Raw genomic sequence first — 15,232 nt, forward strand, 5'->3', positions numbered from 1 at the left:
CTGTGCAGCAGCCTCCTTTTGGTTCTCACATCTTCTTTTCCAAATACACCGTCTTGTGCTTCTTCCCGGGCAGCTGCTTTTCTCCGATCACCTGGAACCCCAGGTGCAGGTACATGGCTTTCAGCCAGGGATGGGTATCCGCCGTGCCCAGGGTTACCGCCGGGGCCTTCAGCTGCTTTTTCAACACCTCTTCCTCCACCCAGTGGAGGATTTTTTTTGCGTACCCCTGGTGGGCATAATCCGGGTCCGTAATGAACTGGCCGATATGGGGCAGTGCCTTGGGCCCCGGGTGCCCTCCCCAGGGCATCCGCAGGGAAATGGCGCTGATCAGCTTCTCCCCCTCGAACCACCCGTAGGTGGGCTGGGTGGCCAGCCACTGTTTTTCGTCCTCCAGGGTGGCGTCCATGGCGGAAAAGCTGATGGGATACTGCCGGTCCGTCTGGTAGCTCCGGTGGAGCACATCAAAATAGATTTCCGCATCCTCCACGGTCAGCTGACGCGCGTATGCCACAGCCCATCCCCTCCTTCCTGTTCCAGCACCTGGCAGGCCAGGCAGCTGTTGTTCAAAAACCGGTTCAGGAACTGCCGGGTCCGCTGTTCTTTCGGGTGGCTCAGCACCTGGTCCGCCGTTCCCTGTTCCACGATCAGGCCGTTTTCCATGAAGATCACCTGGTCGGCGATTTCCCGGGCAAAGGCGATTTCGTGGGTGACGATGATCATGGTCACCTTCCATTCCCGGGCGATCTTTTTAATCACCGTAAGCACTTCTCCCACCAGCTCCGGATCCAGGGCGGAAGTGGGTTCGTCGAACAGGATTACCTTGGGATTCATGGCCAGGGCCCGGGCAATCCCCACCCGCTGCTGCTGTCCCCCGGACAGCTGGATGGGATAATAGTCCCGGAACTGGTCCATATCTACCTCTTTCAGGCAGGCCAGGGCCCGTTCCCGGGCTTCCTGCCGGCTCTTTTTCTGGACGGTTACCAGCCCCTCCATGACGTTTTCCAGCACGGTCATGTGGGAAAACAGGTTGTACAGCTGGAACACCATGGCGGTGTTCCGGCGCACCTGGAGGATCTCCTTTTTGGAGGCATGGGCCATATCCACCGGCTTGTCCTCATCCAGCTGGAGGGTCCCCCCGTCCGCCTGGCCCAGAAAGTTGATAGTCCGCAAGAAAGTGGTCTTCCCGCTGCCCGAGGGCCCCAGGATCACCGTCACGCTGCCGGTGGGCACCTCCATGCTCACATCCCGGAGCACCGTCCGGTTCCCGAATTTTTTCAACACATGTTCCAACCGGATCACAATGCATTCCCCCTTCTGAACCGGCTCAGACGAAATTCCAGCCGGTCAAACACAAATTCAAAAAATACCCCCATGGCCCAGTAAATACAGGCCACTGCCATATAGGCTTCGAAATACTGGGAGTTGTCTTCACAAAACAGTTTCGCCGCTCCGAACAGTTCAATCACCGTGATCACGAACACAATGCTGGTGCTCTTCATGGTGGACAGGAACTGGTTGGCGAAAAGAGGCAGGGCGAACACCGCCGCCTGGGGCAGGATCACCCGCCGGTAGGCCTGGAGCCAGGTCATCCCGATGGACTGGGCTGCTTCCAGCTGGCCTTCCGGGATGGACTGGAGAGCCGCCCGGAAGATTTCCGTCAGATAGGCCCCGGTGTGGAGGGTAAGCCCCACCACCGCAATCTGCAGAGCCGTCACCTTCTCCACATGGAGCACCACATGGCCTTTCTGGGCCAGGGCCATCAGCAGGAGAGGCACCCCGTAATACACCAGGTACAGCAGCACCATGTTGGGCAGGCTCCGGCACACCAGCACATACAGCCGGGCCAATTGGGACAGCACCGGCACCTTCCGGATCTCCACCAGGCAGCAGATGAGGCCCAGGATGGCTCCCAGGACCACACTGGCCAAAGTCAGCCCCAGGGTCACCTTCACATAGGGAAGCACCGCCTGAAGGGCGGCCCAGAAATATTCTCCGTCCAAAAACGGTTCATTCATTGAGAGCCACCTCCTTCAGCTGGGTCTTCCGGGCCCTTTGGGCCACATTGAAATGACTTTCCACCTGCCGGCCCGCCACCGCCAGGGCAAAGATCAGGATACCGTACAAAATGGCGGCGTCCACATACAGTTCCAGATACCGCTGGCTGTTGCCCCCCATCAGGTCCGCCTGGCGCATCATGTCCACGATCCCCACGTTAAAGATCAGGGCAGTGCTTTTCAGGGTACTGATGATTTCGTTCAAAAGGGGAGGAATGGACAGCACCAGGGCCTGGGGCAGGATCACCCGCCGGTACACCTGGCAGCTGGTCATCCCCAGGCTGGCGGCGGCTTCCTTTTCTCCCGAGGCCACTGCCAGGATGCTGGACCGGAGGATTTCCGCCCCATAGGCCCCCACATGGAGGACGAAGATCACCAGGATGAACAGCATGGGAGGCAGTTCATTCACGTCCAGCCCCATTTTCTGCAGCAGTTCCGGCACACCGAAATACACCACGAACAGCTGGACCAGGAAGGGGGTGCTCCGGATAAAGGAAATGAACACCCGGGTCAGCAGGTTCAGCCCGGGGATCTTCTTCACCCGGATCACCGCCAGCCCCATCCCCAGGAAAATCCCCAGGACCCCGGACACCAGGGTAATGAACAGGGTCACCGGCAGATAGCTGGCCAGTGTGGGGAACGAGGCCGCCATGTACTGGACACTGAAAAAACTTCCCATGCTTGCTTTCATCCTTTCTTCTTATTGAGGCTGGACCGTGTAGTCCTTGCCCAGGTATTTGATGGAAATCTGCTTTAAGGTTCCATCTTCCTTCATCTGTTTCAGTACCTTGTCGATTTTGTCCGCTACGGTCTGCATGGCCGGATCCTTCCGCAGGAGGAAGTAGGTGGGCACGGACTGCATGACGCCGCCCACTGCCTGGACCGGCAGGTTCTGTTCCTTCCGGGCCACATTCACCACGTATTCATATTCCCCGGCGGCATCGGCCCGGCCGGTGGCCACCAGGTTCAGGTTTTCTGCAGCTCCCTTGTCAGAATAGATAGGATCGATTCCCGGATTGTGGGTCTTGTTGAATTCCTTCACCAGATCGTTGAATTCCGAGTTGGAGGTGACTGCCACTTTTTTCCCGGCCAGGTCGTCGAAGCTCTGGATATCCGTCCGGCCTTCCTTTACCACCAGTTTCCGGGCGGTATAGTTGTTGCTTTCTTTCGTATAGATGTATTTCTTCTCCCGGGTGGGATTCCGGCGCATCTGGTTGGCGATCATATCCACCTGCTTGGATTTCATGGCCACAAAGGCCGCATCCGGGCTCATGGGCTTGAATTCAAAATGGAGGCTGGGATCCCGCTTTTCCACTTCTTTCAGCACTTCCACGTCAAAGCCGGTCAGGTTCCCTTTATCGTCCGTAAAGGAGAAGGGCTTGGCCGTACCCCGGGTGGCCACCACAATGGCCTTTTTGTCCCCGCCGGTCTTGCTGCTGTCCTTGGCAGCCTGCTGACCGCCGCAGCCGGCCAGTCCAAGGGCCAGGAGCCCGGCAGCTGCCAGGGCCAGTACTTTTTGGAATTTCTTAGTCATGTTCATATCCCCTTTCATCATACAACAGAGGCAGGATCTCCCCCAGGTTTCCCCGGGGCCAGTCTGCCATTTTATCCAACAGTTTCCGGGTCCAGGCTTCTCCTTTGGCCCGGATCAGCTTCTCTTCCAGATCCTCTTCGGAAAATGGATGCTGGGGGCTGCCCAGAGGATCCGGCACTTCCGCTTCCACCGGCTCTCCTTCCAGGGTCACCGCGGTGACCACTGTCCGGCGGACGGTTTTCTCCACAGGAGGCAGGTCGTTGGCCCGATGGAATTTGGGGAGAGCCTGCCGGAAGGCTTCCGGCACCTGGGGCAGATTGAAGAGGCTGTCCTCTTCCCCGCCCCGGGTCAGGATCTGCCATCCCACGTATTCTATGGAAAATTTCCCTTCCTTCCCGGTTTCCGGGGCCGGATAGTGGAGGGCTTTGTCCGCTCCCGGAGGAAAATGGAAAGTCACTTCCCGGAGTTTGTCCAGGGTGTACCCCCGCCGGAACAGTTCCCGGCAGGCGGCGGCTCCTCCAATGGCGGCACTGCAGTAGGGATGGAGCTTCATCCACAGGCCCGGAGCAAGGATCTGCCCCGGGTTCAGCCATTTTTGCTCCAGTTCTTCCGGATCCAGGGTCAGGCTGCCGAACACCTGCTGCCAGCCGTTGTCGTTATTGAAAGGCCGCAGGCTGGCGGTGACCCGGGTGTACCGGATCATCTCCCAGGCAAACACCGCGTTCCGGGCGGCGAACCCGGCGTGGAGAGGCTTTCCATCGCTGCCGGCTTCCAGCCCCAGGCCCGCCGACTGGGTGGCCCCCAGGGACAGGAGATTGGCGGCAGCTTCCGGTCCCAGCTGCTTCAGGCTGGCCAGGGCCCCGGCCCCTCCGATGGAACCCAGGGTCCCGGTGGAATGCCAGCCCTGGCGCTTGTGCTGAGGATTCAAATACCCTCCCAGGATCCCTTCCAGTTCCGCCCCCACATTGTAGGCGGTGAGGAAGGCTTTCACGGGCACTTCAGGAGTACTTTCCGCCAACAGCACAGAAAACAGTACGGTGCTGAAATGACCGGCAATGCTGGACTGGGCATCGTCCAGATCCAGGTAATGAGACTGGAACCCGTTGAAAAAGGCCGCCATAAAAGGATGGCTGGTGCCTGGCAGACCCAGGAGATGGGCTCTGCCTGGAAAGGTTTCTACCCACCGGGCCATTTTCTGTACCTGGGGTTCCCGGGCCGCCTGAAGAGCGGAGGCCAGGTAATCCAGGAAAGCTATCTTGCTTTGCCGGAAAAGATCCGGACGCCGGTCCAGATCCGTCTGGCGGATCAGGTGGACCAGCGTCGCCGTTACTTCATCCATCATCTTACTTCCCAAACTTCTCCGCCCGGTCATTGGGTTCTTCCCAGATGCTCATGTCCGGGCCTTTGGGGACGATCCGGGGGAAATCTTCGTAGGGGGTGTGGTCCACATAGTAGAACCGCTTCCGCATGGAGTCGAAGTCGGTGTTCCCGCCGAAGGCCGGGTTGCTGTACAGGTCCTTGGCGTAGTTCCACAGGTTGGGGTAATCCACCAGGCGCTTCTTGTTCACGTAGTACTTCTGGTAGAACACCAGGTCGAACCGGCTCAGGGTCACGAACAGCCGGATGTCCGGGTCGGTGATGGTGTCTCCCATGAGATACCGGCGGGTGGCCAGACGGTTTTCCAGCCAGTCCAGACGGTTGAACACCTTTTCATAGTAGAATTCGTAATCCTTCTGGCTGGTGACCAGGGCGGCCAGGTTCACCGCCAGGTTCACGTCGGCGTAGATGATGTCGTTGAGGGCATCGATGTCGTCCCGCCGGTCTTCCGGATAGATGTCGGGAGCGTCGGGACTGATGTACTTGGTCCAGGCCACGGCGATTTCTGTAGTCAGGTCGTGGTAGTCGTTGTTCACTACAGCACCGGTGGTCACGTCCACAATGGCAGGCACCGTGGAGCGCTGGTCATAGGCGGGGTTTCCTTTCCGGTAGGCTTCTCCCAGGGAGTGGATCTTCAGCACCGGGTCCACATTGTCCGGATCCAGGGTGAAGAACCAGTCCCCCACCACCCCGGCGGGACGGAGAGGATCCACCACCCCTTTGGAGATTACCTTGTCCAGGCCCAAAAGGTCGATGGCAATGGCCACCCGGTTGGCCCAGGGGCAGTGCTTGGACCAGACCAGACGGTACCGGCCCGGTTCCACCGGCAGCTGGTCCGGACCTTCCCCGAAGGGAGTGGTGAACTGGGGTTCCTCATCGTCGGCGTATTTCTGCCGGCGGTTGAAGTTGGAGGCGTCCTGGCCTTCATATTCCTTCTGGACCGTATGGGCCCGGGGGTTGCTGGAATGGAATTCGGAAAAGTCGATGGGGCAGGGATTCATGGCCCGTTTTACAGTAATGTCCTTCCAGGCGGCGGCGATTTCCGGATCCTTGATCCGGGCCAGTTTGGCGGCGTGGATGTCGATTTCAGTCATGATGATTCTCTCCTTTGTACAGAACCCGGGATTGCGGGGTTAATGTATAGTATTTTTATATGGATTAGGAGTAAAAAAAAGAAAGCTCCCGTCCCTATTGGGACGAAAGCTTTGGCTCCGTGGATCCACCCAGTTTCGCTGCCCTGTTGCCAGGTGCAGCCTCAGAGGCAGGACAATCCTCCTGCCTGACAGGGTAACGGCTGTCAGTCGGAAAGTCTACTGAGGGCCGGGCCCTGTTGGACTTTGCACGCTCAGAAAGGCACTTCAGATCCCGTAGTCATCCCCGCTTCCACTGTCCGGGTTCGCTGCCTGCATTCCAGGGTCCTACTCTTTTTCGTCATTGCGTTTGTTTTGAAATTATGGGAAGATGATACCATTGAATTGATAGTATGTCAATAGGAATTAAAGAAAATGTGGTTAGGTGATTAGGTGGTTAGGTGGTTAAGTGATTAACGGGTCCGCGGCTGATGGATGCCAGATGCTCAAGCATCTGCCTTCGAACACGAAAAACCGGCGGCCGGGATGGGCTTCCCTTCGGGAAGCCCCTACCACGTTGGGGTCAAAGATGCAACAGAAAATCAGAGAAACGGGGTTGTCAAAAAATCCGTTCCTGTGACCGTTGTATCCAACATCCGACCCCAACGGCGTAGGGGCGAGCCCCAGGCACGCCCGTCCCGGCCGCCGTTTTTATACGTTCCCAGGAACCCGCCCCGTGGGTTCCCTCCTGCCGCTAGAGACTAGAGACTAGTGACTGTCAGCTCATGACCACCTGCCCCCGGCAGATGATTTCCATCGGCGTGAGACGTGAGACGGAAAAGCGGCCCTGTTCCCTTCTTCAGGTTACAAACTCATTCTGTTCCGATCCATGTTATAATATTAAAAATAACAGAAGGGAATAAAAAGATGCTGACCATAGAACTCATACAGTCATTATGTCATCAAGGTAAAATACAATGGACAAATCATGTAATGCAGCGTCTAATCAAACGCAACATATCTCGGGAAGATGTTAAAAATGCCATTGCCTCAGGAAAAGTGATTGAATATTACCCTGACGACTTTCCCTATCCCAGCTGTCTAATTTTAAGTCTTGCCTTGAAAAGTGGGCCTCTGCATATTGTTTGCGGAGTTGGAGATGGTATTCTCTGGATTATCACTGCCTATAGGCCTGACCCGTTGCAATGGGATGATACTTTCTCTCACAGAAAGGAGTAGTCTGAAATGAAATGTTTTTTATGCAAAGGAACCCTTGAAAATAAACTGACAACCTTCATGGTCGATTTGGGAAACTGCATTGTTATTGTCAAGAACGTACCCTCTCAAGTTTGTACACAATGTGGTGAAGTTTCTTATTCTGATGAAGTGGCCGCCCGTCTGGAACAACTTGTCGACCAGGTCAAAAATTCACTGACCGAAATTGCAGTAATCAATTATCCATCTGCTGCGTGAATAGGTTGGAAAAGGCCGCCGGAAAATCCGGCGGTCTTTTGTTTCATCGTGAGTCGTTCATCGTTTCGGATGCCAGATGCTGCCGCATCTGCCTTTGAACGTGAAACCCTCCGGCCGGGATGGGCTTCCCTTCGGGAAGCCCCTACCACGTTGGGGTCAGAGATGCAACAGAAAATCAGAGAAACGGGGTTGTCAAAAAATCCGTTCCTGTGACCGTTGTACTCAACATCCGACAGCAACGCCGTAGGGGCGAGCCGCAGGCCCGCCCGTCCCGGCCTCCGCTTTTTATACGTTCCCAGGAGCCCGCCCGGCGGGTTCCCTCCTGCCGCTAGAGACCAGAGACTAGTGACTGTCATCTGACCGGGGCTGCTGCCAACCAACAGCCCCTCCCCCTTGCCCCCGTCCCCCATCTGTTCTATACTAATACCCGTGACCAATAGGAAAGGATGCCTGTCAATGGAAAAATACATCGATATCAATGAAAACGGCCTGAGCGTCCGGTGCAAGCTGTTCTACCAGAAGGACTTCCGGAACATCCCCAACCTGGCCATCTGCACCCACGGGTTCGGGGGCAACAAGGAGAACCATTCCGCCGCCAAGTTCGCCCAGCAGCTGATTACCAAGTACAAGGGGTACGGGGCCCTGGTGTTCGACTGGCCCTGCCATGGGGCGGATGCCCGGAAGAAGCTGGTCCTGGAAGAATTCATGACCTACCTGACCCTGGTGGTGGACTATGCCCATAAAGAACTCCACGCCACCACCCTGTACAACTACTCCACCAGCTTCGGGGCCTACCTGACCTTGAAATACATGGCGGAAGTGGGGAATCCCTTTAAAAAGGTGGCTCTCCGGTGCCCGGGGATCCACATGGCCCAGCTGGTAAAGAACTACCTGAGCCCGGAAGAAATGGAAAAGCTGGAAAAGGGCAAGGAAGTCCAGGTGGGCTATGAACGGAAGATGAAAATGGACAAACAGTTCGTGGAAGACCTGGAAAAATCCGATGTGCGGAAGTACGAGTACTTTGACTGGGCCGATGACATGCTGATTCTCCACGGGACCAAGGACAAGCTGGCCCCCATCGAGGATTCCCGGGAATTTGCAGAAAACAACGTAATTACCTTCATCCCGGTGGAAAATGCCAACCACACCTTCTCGGATCCCAAGACCAGCGATTTCGCCGCCCATACCATAGTAGAATTCTTCGGACCGGACACAAAAAAAGAGGACTGACTTTCGTCAGTCCTCTTTTTTTGTCTCAAACAAGGCTTCCACAAACTGCTGGGGATCGAAGGGGCGGAAATCCATCATCCCTTCTCCCACGCCGATCCACTTTACATCCAGCCCCAGTTCTTCCTTGATGGCGATCACCACGCCCCCTTTGGCGGTGCCGTCCAGCTTGGTGAGCACCACCCCGGTCACATGGGCGGTTTCCAGGAAGATTTTGGCCTGGCTGATGGCGTTCTGGCCGGTGGTGGCGTCCAGCACCAGCAGGGTCTCATGAGGCCCGTCGGGGATCTCTTTCCGGATTACCCGGTAGATCTTGTCCAGTTCCTTCATGAGATTGGTTTTGTTGTGGAGCCGTCCGGCGGTATCCACGAACAGCACATCCGCCTTCCGGGCAATGGCCGCCTGGACCCCGTCGTACACCACTGCCGCCGGGTCCGCGCCGTCCCCGTGGGCGATCACGTCCACCTGGGCCTTCTTCCCCCAGATCTGGAGCTGTTCCGTAGCCCCGGCCCGGAAGGTGTCCGCAGCGCACATCATCACCTTGTAGCCCATCAGCCGGTAATAGTTGCTGAGCTTGCCGATGGTGGTGGTCTTCCCCACCCCGTTCACCCCCACCACCAGCACAATGGAGGGATGGCCTTTGAACCGCATCCGGGGCCCGTTGGTCTTCAGCAGGTCCGCAATGTAGTTTTTCAGGAAGGGCAGAGCCTCTGCCGGGGATTTGATCTGCCGGGTGGCAGCAGCCTTCCGGAGGGCGGCCATGATCTTTTCCGTGGTCTTGATCCCCACGTCCCCGGCCACCAGGATCATCTCCATCTCATCCATGAAGTCCTCGTCCAGGTCCACACTGGCCCCCACCAGGTCCTCCATCCGTTCGGTGAAGTTTTTCCGGGTCTTGCTGAGCCCGTCTTTCAGTTGTTCCATAAAACTCATGATTCGGCTACCTCCGATAATTTCACAGACAGCACCCGGGACACCCCGGATTCTTCCATGGTGACCCCGTGGAGCACGTCCGCGGCTTCCATGGTCCCCTTCCGGTGGGTGATCACGATGAACTGGGTCTTCTGTCCGTATGCTTTCAGGAATTGGGCAAAACGGTCGATGTTGGTTTCATCCAGAGGGGCGTCGATTTCGTCCAAAATCACAAACGGCGCCGGCTGGTAGGTCAACAGGGCAAAGAGCAGGGCGATCACGGTGAGCGCCCGTTCTCCCCCGGAAAACAGGGACAGGTTCCGCATCTTTTTCCCCGGGGGTTGGGCCTCGATGTCGATGCCCGATTCCAGGAGATTCTTCTCATCCAGGATCCGCAGCCGGGCCCGTCCCCCGCCGAACAGTTTCTCGTAACAGTCGGCGAAATACCCGTTGATCTTGGCGAAGGCCTCCCGGAACCGGCGGGTCATGTCGCTGTTGATGCCGCTGATCACCGTTTCCAGCCGTTCCCGGGCCTGGACCATGTCCTCATACTGCTTCTTCAAAAAGTCGTACCGGTCTTTGGCCGCCCGGTATTCCTCCTGGGCCGCCTGGTTCACCGGTCCCAGGTCCGCCAGTTCCCGGGCCGCCCGGGCTTCCCGTTCCTTCAGTTCCCCTTCGGGCAGGTCATCGGGAAGGGCTTCCTGCCGGGCGGTTTCCTCCGTGAGCCCGTAGGCTTCCTGGAGCTGCTGCCGGCAGTGTTCCCCTTCTGCCGCCTTCTTTACCTGGTCCATTTCGCTGTTGTGGATCTTCTGGCGGAGGCTGGCCTCCTGGCCCTGGAAGATCACCCCCTGCTGGGTCAGCTCCTGGCGTTTCTGCAGCAGGGCTTCCCGTTCTTCCAGGAATTTCTGCCGGGCCCCGTCGCTGCCGGCCAGTTCCTGTTCCAGGGCAGAAATCTGCCCGCCCAGTTTTTCCAGGGCCTTTTCACAGCTGCCGATGGTCTGTTCCATCTGCCGGGATTCCTCTTCTCCCCAGGTGATCTCTTCCTGGGTCCTCTGGCCCATCCGGTCCATGGACTGGATCCGGTCGTTCAGGGCCTGGAGCTGGCTTTCCCCGGCATTTACGGCAATCAGGGCATCCTGGTGCCGGCGGGCGGCCCCTTCCAGCTTTGTCCGCTGTTCCACCAGCCCGTCGCTGAGGGCCTGGGCCGCTTTTTTCCCTTCCACATCGGCATTTTCCAGCTGTTCCACCTGGGGCGCCAGTTCCTTTACCTGCTGCTGGAGTTCCAGGAAAGCCTCCGCCCCCTGGCGTTTTTCCGCCAGGAGCAGTTCCAGGTTCTCCTGCTGGCGTTTTTTCTGGGCTTCTTCCTGCTGGACCCGGGCGGCCGCCCCGGCCTTTTCCACTGCGATTTTCTGGAGGGCATCCAGGGCCTCCTGACGCTTCTCCTTTACCCGGCGTCCCTTGTCTGCCAGGCCGTCCAGAGCCTGTTGGAACTCCTTCCCGGCAGTTTCCAGCTGGACTGTTTCTTCCGTAAGACGGTGGATCTCCTGCTTCCGGGACAGGAAGCTTTTCCCCTGCTGTTTCTGGCCCCCGCTGAGGGAACCTCCGGCGTAGACCACATCCCCTTCCAGGGTCACGATCCGCACCCGCATATCCGCCTTCCGGGCCGCTGCCAGGGCATGATCCAGATTGTCCGCCACCAGCACCTGGCCCAGCAGGAACCGGACCGCCGGCTGGAGGGCAGGATCGCACCGGACCAGATCTCCGGCGATGCCGATGATCCCCGGACACCCCAGGGCCGCTTTTTCCCGGGCGCCCAGGGCCCGGGGCCGGAGGGTATCCAGAGGCAGGAAGGTGGCCCGTCCCCCCTGGACCTTTTTCAGATGGGCAATGGCTGCCTGGGCCGTGGGGGCATCCTGGGTAATGATGTTTTGGAGGGCACCCCCCAGGGCGGTTTCCAGGGCCGTCACATAGGCATCCTCCACAGTGAACAGCTCCGCCACCACACCGCAGATTCTTTCCCGGAAGGGTGCCCGGGCCTCCAGCACCGTCCGGACCCCTTTGCTGAACCCTTCATGCTCCCGCTCCATGGCGGCCAGCACCTGGAGCCGTGCCTTTTTCTGGTTCAGGGTCCGCCGGTTCTGTTCCAGGGCCCCTTCCTGTTCCCGGTAGGCCCGGATGCTCTGTTCCAGGGCCCCGTTCAGCTGCCGGGCGGTTTCTTCCAGCTGCTGTTTCCGGTCTTCCAGGGTTTCCAGGCTGTCCTTTTCCCCCTGGAGGGCGGCGGTCACTTCCTGGAGAGCCTCTTCCGCCTCCCGGACCTTTTCCTTCAGGCTTTCCTGCTGCCGGTGGATCCGGTCCTGTTCCTGGCGGACCCCTGCCAGTTTGTTCCGGGTCATCACCAGGGTCCGCATGCTGTCAAAGGCCTGTTCCTGCCAGGCCTTCAGTTTTTCTTCCCCCTGGCGGACGGTTTCCGTCAGGGTCTCCTTTTCAGCGGCGGCGCTTTCCAGGCGCTTTTTGGCCCGGTACTGGGTTTCTTCCAGCCGGTCGTATTCCTCCGTCACCAGGTCCAGGTTCTCCTGGTTCCGGGCCAGTTCCTCTTCCAGGGCGGACCGGTTTTTGGCCAATTGGTCCATCCGGTTCCGGCTCTGCTGGATCCGTTCCTCCTGGACCGCCTTCTGGCTCCGGTACCCGGCGGCTTCCTTTTCCCGGGCCAGGATCTGTTCCTGGTAGGCGCTGTAGGCGTTTTCCCGTTCCTGGAGCCGCTGTTCCAGGGCTTCCTGCTGTTTGCCCAGGGCCCCGGACAGTTCCGCCAGTTCCTTCAGCTGGGTTTCCAGCAGGGTGAGTTTTTCCGTGAGCCGGGCCTTTTCTTTTTCCAGAGAAGCCAGCTGGCCCAGCAGCCGGGTCACCTTCACCTGCCGGAGCCGGGCGCTGATGGCTTCATACTGCCGGGCTTTTTCCGCTGCTGCTTCCAGGGGCACCAGCTGGTTTTCGATCTCGCTTTGGATATCGTGGATCCGCAGCAGGTTGGCCGCCGTGTCGTCCAGTTTCCGGAGGGCTTCCTTCTTCCGGATCCGGTACTTGGCGATCCCCGCCGCTTCCTCGAAAATGGCCCGCCGGTCTTCCGGACGGCTGTTGAGGATCTCGTCGATCTTGTTCTGACCGATGATGGACAGGGACCCCCGTCCCAGCCCGGTATCCGCCAGAAGGGACACCACGTCCTTCAGCCGGCAGTTCTTCCCGTTGATGGAATATTCGCTGTCCCCGCTCCGGAACACCCGGCGCTGGAGGCTCACCTCGTCGAAATCCACCGGCAGGGTGTGGTCCGTGTTGTCGAACACCAGGTCCACTTCCGCCATGCCCATGGGACGGCGGCCGCTGCTGCCGGCGAAGATCACGTCCTCCATTTTGGTGCCCCGGAGGTACTTTACGCTCTGTTCCCCCATGACCCACCGGATGGCGTCGGAGATATTGCTTTTGCCGCTGCCGTTGGGGCCCACAATGGCGGTGATCCCCGGCTCGAATTCGATATTTACTTTGTCTGCAAAGGATTTGAACCCATGGGCTGAGAAACTTTTTAAACGCACGGCAGTCCCTTCTTATCCCTGGATGTCGGACAGGGCCACTTCGTCGCTGCCGTCGATTTCCGTCAGGGACACATCCACGGTCTCACTGTTGCTGGTGGGCACGTTCTTCCCCACATAGTCCGCCCGGATGGGCAGTTCCTTGTGGCCCCGGTCCACCATCACCGCCAGCTGGATGGCCTTGGGCCGGCCCATGTCGATCAGGGCGTCCAGGGCGCTGCGGATGGTCCGGCCGGTGAACAGCACATCGTCCACCAGGATCACCGTCTTTCCGTTCAGGTCGAAATCGATGTCCGTTTCACTGATCACCGGGTTGTACCCCAGGGTGGACAGATCGTCACGATACAGGGTGATGTCCAGGGAGCCCACCGGCAGCTTCACGCCCTCGATGGCTTCGATTTCCTGCCCCAGCCGGTTGGCCAGAGGCACTCCCCGGGTGCGGATCCCCACCAGGGCCACATTGTCCACCCCTTTGTTCCGTTCCACAATCTCGTGGGAGATCCGGACCAGGGCCCGGCGCATGGCATCGGCATCCATAATGGTTTTTTTCTTCACAGAAACGCTCATGTTACTTCCTCCTTGTCAATGGAACTGCCCGTTCCGGAGACGGGTCAGGATGGTCTGCATATCAGCCGGCACCGGGGCAGTGAAGGTCATCCACTCTCCGGTCCGGGGATGGCGGAAGGTCAGCTGCTCCGAATGGAGGGCCTGTCCGCTGATGGAAAAGCAGGTCTTCTGGGGGGCGTATTTGGGATCCCCCACCAGAGGGTGGCCGATATAAGTCATGTGGACCCGGATCTGATGGGTCCGGCCGGTCAGGAGCCGGCAGCGGACCACGGTGAATTTCCCGTACCGCTCCAGCACCTCATAATCAGTAGCCGCCCAGCGTCCCCCTGCAGGCACCACCGCCATCTTTTTCCGGTCCCGGGGATCCCGGTCCAGCTGGGTCTCGATGTGCCCATGGTCCTCTTTCACGTTCCCCCGGACAATGGCCAGGTAGGTCCGTTTGGCTTCCTTTTTCTGGATCTGCTCCGCCAGGGACTGGTGGGCCAAATCATTTTTGGCGCAGATCATCACCCCGCTGGTGTCCTTGTCCAGCCGGTGGACGATCCCCGGCCGGATCACCCCGTTGATCCCGGAAAGGTCCCTGCAGTGGTACAGCAGTGCGTTCACCAGCGTCCCGTCCGGGTTCCCCGCCGCCGGGTGGACCACCATCCCCCGGGGCTTGTTCACCACGATCACATCCTCATCTTCGTAGAGGATGTCCAGGGGGATGTTCTCCGGTTTGGCCGCCAGATCCACCGGCGGAGGCACCAGCACCTGGAACACGTCCCCTTCTTTCACTTTGGTATTGGCCTTGGCCGGCTTCCCCTGCCGGGTCACCCGGCCTTTCTGGATGTCATGCTGGACGGCGGACCGGGTGCAGTCCAGCCGGGCGGCCAGGAACACGTCGGTCCGGAGGCCCTTTTCTTCCGGCCCCGCCGGTTCCGTTACGATCAGACGGCTCCCGTTCCCGGTTTGTCCTTGGGTTCCGGGTGCCGGGTTTTCCCGGTTTCGTTCTCCAGCATACTCCATACGATCAGCCCCACTCCCACACAGATAAAGATATCGGCCACGTTGAACACCGGCCAGAAATGAAAGTCCACAAAATCGATCACATACCCGGTGGCGATCCGGTCGATCAGGTTCCCCAGGGCGCCTCCCAGGAACAGTCCCGTCCCCAGCCGGGCCTTGGGTCCCTCCCGGTGGATGTGGTCCCGGAAATAGAAGACGGCGCCTGCCGCCAGAAGGGTGATCACCACAAAGAAAACCCGCTGGTATTCCAGCAGGCCAAAAGCCGCCCCCGGGTTCAGCACATAGGTGCAGCTCACCACCCCGGGAATCACCGGGAAGCTCATGCCGACGGTCATGGTATGGGTAATGAAAAATTTGGTGATCCGGTCCAGCAAGACCACCAGGAAAATCTGGATGAGCATCCGCGTTCACGGCTCCTTTATTTTGGTATAA

At 58.8% G+C, this 15,232-nt stretch carries 15 protein-coding genes; 3 read left to right on the plus strand and 12 right to left on the minus strand.

The annotated features are described in order from the left end of the window. Positions 1 to 25 precede the first annotated feature (25 nt). From ACTQY1_RS08335 to ACTQY1_RS08365, 7 genes are read right to left on the minus strand one after another with little or no spacing between them, the layout of a single operon-like run. The gene (locus ACTQY1_RS08335; RefSeq protein ID WP_308664259.1) at positions 26 to 511 is read right to left on the minus strand and encodes a GNAT family N-acetyltransferase; all 486 of its coding nucleotides are present in this window, start codon (positions 509 to 511) and stop codon (positions 26 to 28) included. Next, positions 490 to 1,299 (minus strand): amino acid ABC transporter ATP-binding protein, encoded by an 810-nt coding sequence (locus tag ACTQY1_RS08340; protein WP_308664260.1) that lies wholly within the window; start codon positions 1,297 to 1,299, stop codon positions 490 to 492. Before ACTQY1_RS08340 ends, ACTQY1_RS08335 begins: the two co-directional genes overlap by 22 nt. Then, positions 1,296 to 2,015: an amino acid ABC transporter permease gene (locus tag ACTQY1_RS08345; RefSeq protein WP_308664261.1), complete on the minus strand. Its 720-nt coding sequence runs from the start codon at positions 2,013 to 2,015 to the stop codon at positions 1,296 to 1,298. Before ACTQY1_RS08345 ends, ACTQY1_RS08340 begins: the two co-directional genes overlap by 4 nt. Beyond that, positions 2,008 to 2,733, minus strand: a complete 726-nt coding sequence (locus tag ACTQY1_RS08350; RefSeq protein ID WP_441374044.1) for an amino acid ABC transporter permease — start codon at positions 2,731 to 2,733, stop codon at positions 2,008 to 2,010. Before ACTQY1_RS08350 ends, ACTQY1_RS08345 begins: the two co-directional genes overlap by 8 nt. A 21-nt stretch (positions 2,734 to 2,754) precedes the next feature. Next, positions 2,755 to 3,594 carry a transporter substrate-binding domain-containing protein gene (locus tag ACTQY1_RS08355; RefSeq protein WP_374047535.1) on the minus strand — a complete coding sequence of 280 codons (840 nt, stop codon included), beginning with the start codon at positions 3,592 to 3,594 and terminating at the stop codon, positions 2,755 to 2,757. Continuing rightward, a complete protein-coding gene (locus ACTQY1_RS08360) occupies positions 3,581 to 4,927 on the minus strand; it encodes an MmgE/PrpD family protein (RefSeq protein WP_441374045.1) in 1,347 nt (448 codons plus the stop codon). The genes ACTQY1_RS08355 and ACTQY1_RS08360 overlap by 14 nt, the downstream gene beginning before the upstream one ends. A gap of 4 nt (positions 4,928 to 4,931) precedes the next feature. After that, the gene (locus ACTQY1_RS08365) at positions 4,932 to 6,059 is read right to left on the minus strand and encodes a glutathione S-transferase C-terminal domain-containing protein (RefSeq protein WP_308664265.1); all 1,128 of its coding nucleotides are present in this window, start codon (positions 6,057 to 6,059) and stop codon (positions 4,932 to 4,934) included. Positions 6,060 to 6,962: 903 nt separating this feature from the next. Between ACTQY1_RS08365 and ACTQY1_RS08370 the strand changes: the two genes are divergently transcribed. The 3 genes from ACTQY1_RS08370 (at position 6,963) to ACTQY1_RS08380 (ending at position 8,738) form a co-directional block, all read left to right on the plus strand. After that, complete coding sequence (locus ACTQY1_RS08370) at positions 6,963 to 7,274, plus strand: DUF4258 domain-containing protein (RefSeq protein ID WP_329777577.1); 312 nt, start codon at positions 6,963 to 6,965, stop codon at positions 7,272 to 7,274. A gap of 6 nt (positions 7,275 to 7,280) precedes the next feature. Further along, the gene (locus ACTQY1_RS08375) at positions 7,281 to 7,508 is read left to right on the plus strand and encodes a type II toxin-antitoxin system MqsA family antitoxin (protein WP_022486611.1); all 228 of its coding nucleotides are present in this window, start codon (positions 7,281 to 7,283) and stop codon (positions 7,506 to 7,508) included. Between the two features lie 456 nt (positions 7,509 to 7,964). Continuing rightward, positions 7,965 to 8,738: an alpha/beta hydrolase family protein gene (locus ACTQY1_RS08380; RefSeq protein ID WP_154487392.1), complete on the plus strand. Its 774-nt coding sequence runs from the start codon at positions 7,965 to 7,967 to the stop codon at positions 8,736 to 8,738. Between the two features lie 6 nt (positions 8,739 to 8,744). Here ACTQY1_RS08380 and ftsY read toward each other — a convergent pair whose 3' ends face one another. The 5 genes from ftsY to lspA are packed head-to-tail and all read right to left on the minus strand — an operon-like array spanning position 8,745 to position 15,201. Further along, entirely contained in the window at positions 8,745 to 9,668 is a 924-nt protein-coding gene (gene ftsY / locus ACTQY1_RS08385; RefSeq protein WP_022487720.1) for a signal recognition particle-docking protein FtsY, read from the minus strand. Next, positions 9,665 to 13,228 (minus strand): chromosome segregation protein SMC, encoded by a 3,564-nt coding sequence (smc, locus tag ACTQY1_RS08390; RefSeq protein WP_441374046.1) that lies wholly within the window; start codon positions 13,226 to 13,228, stop codon positions 9,665 to 9,667. Before smc ends, ftsY begins: the two co-directional genes overlap by 4 nt. Before the next feature lie 12 nt (positions 13,229 to 13,240). Then, complete coding sequence (gene pyrR, locus ACTQY1_RS08395) at positions 13,241 to 13,792, minus strand: bifunctional pyr operon transcriptional regulator/uracil phosphoribosyltransferase PyrR (protein WP_022487722.1); 552 nt, start codon at positions 13,790 to 13,792, stop codon at positions 13,241 to 13,243. Between the two features lie 15 nt (positions 13,793 to 13,807). Further along, positions 13,808 to 14,800 carry an RluA family pseudouridine synthase gene (locus tag ACTQY1_RS08400; RefSeq protein WP_441374047.1) on the minus strand — a complete coding sequence of 331 codons (993 nt, stop codon included), beginning with the start codon at positions 14,798 to 14,800 and terminating at the stop codon, positions 13,808 to 13,810. Beyond that, positions 14,722 to 15,201, minus strand: coding sequence for a signal peptidase II (gene lspA, locus ACTQY1_RS08405; RefSeq protein WP_279128048.1), 480 nt, complete (start codon positions 15,199 to 15,201; stop codon positions 14,722 to 14,724). Before lspA ends, ACTQY1_RS08400 begins: the two co-directional genes overlap by 79 nt. Positions 15,202 to 15,232 lie beyond the last annotated feature (31 nt).

The sequence above is a fragment of the Acidaminococcus sp. HCP3S3_G9_1 genome (genome assembly GCF_052122455.1).
Lineage (GTDB): Bacteria > Bacillota > Negativicutes > Acidaminococcales > Acidaminococcaceae > Acidaminococcus.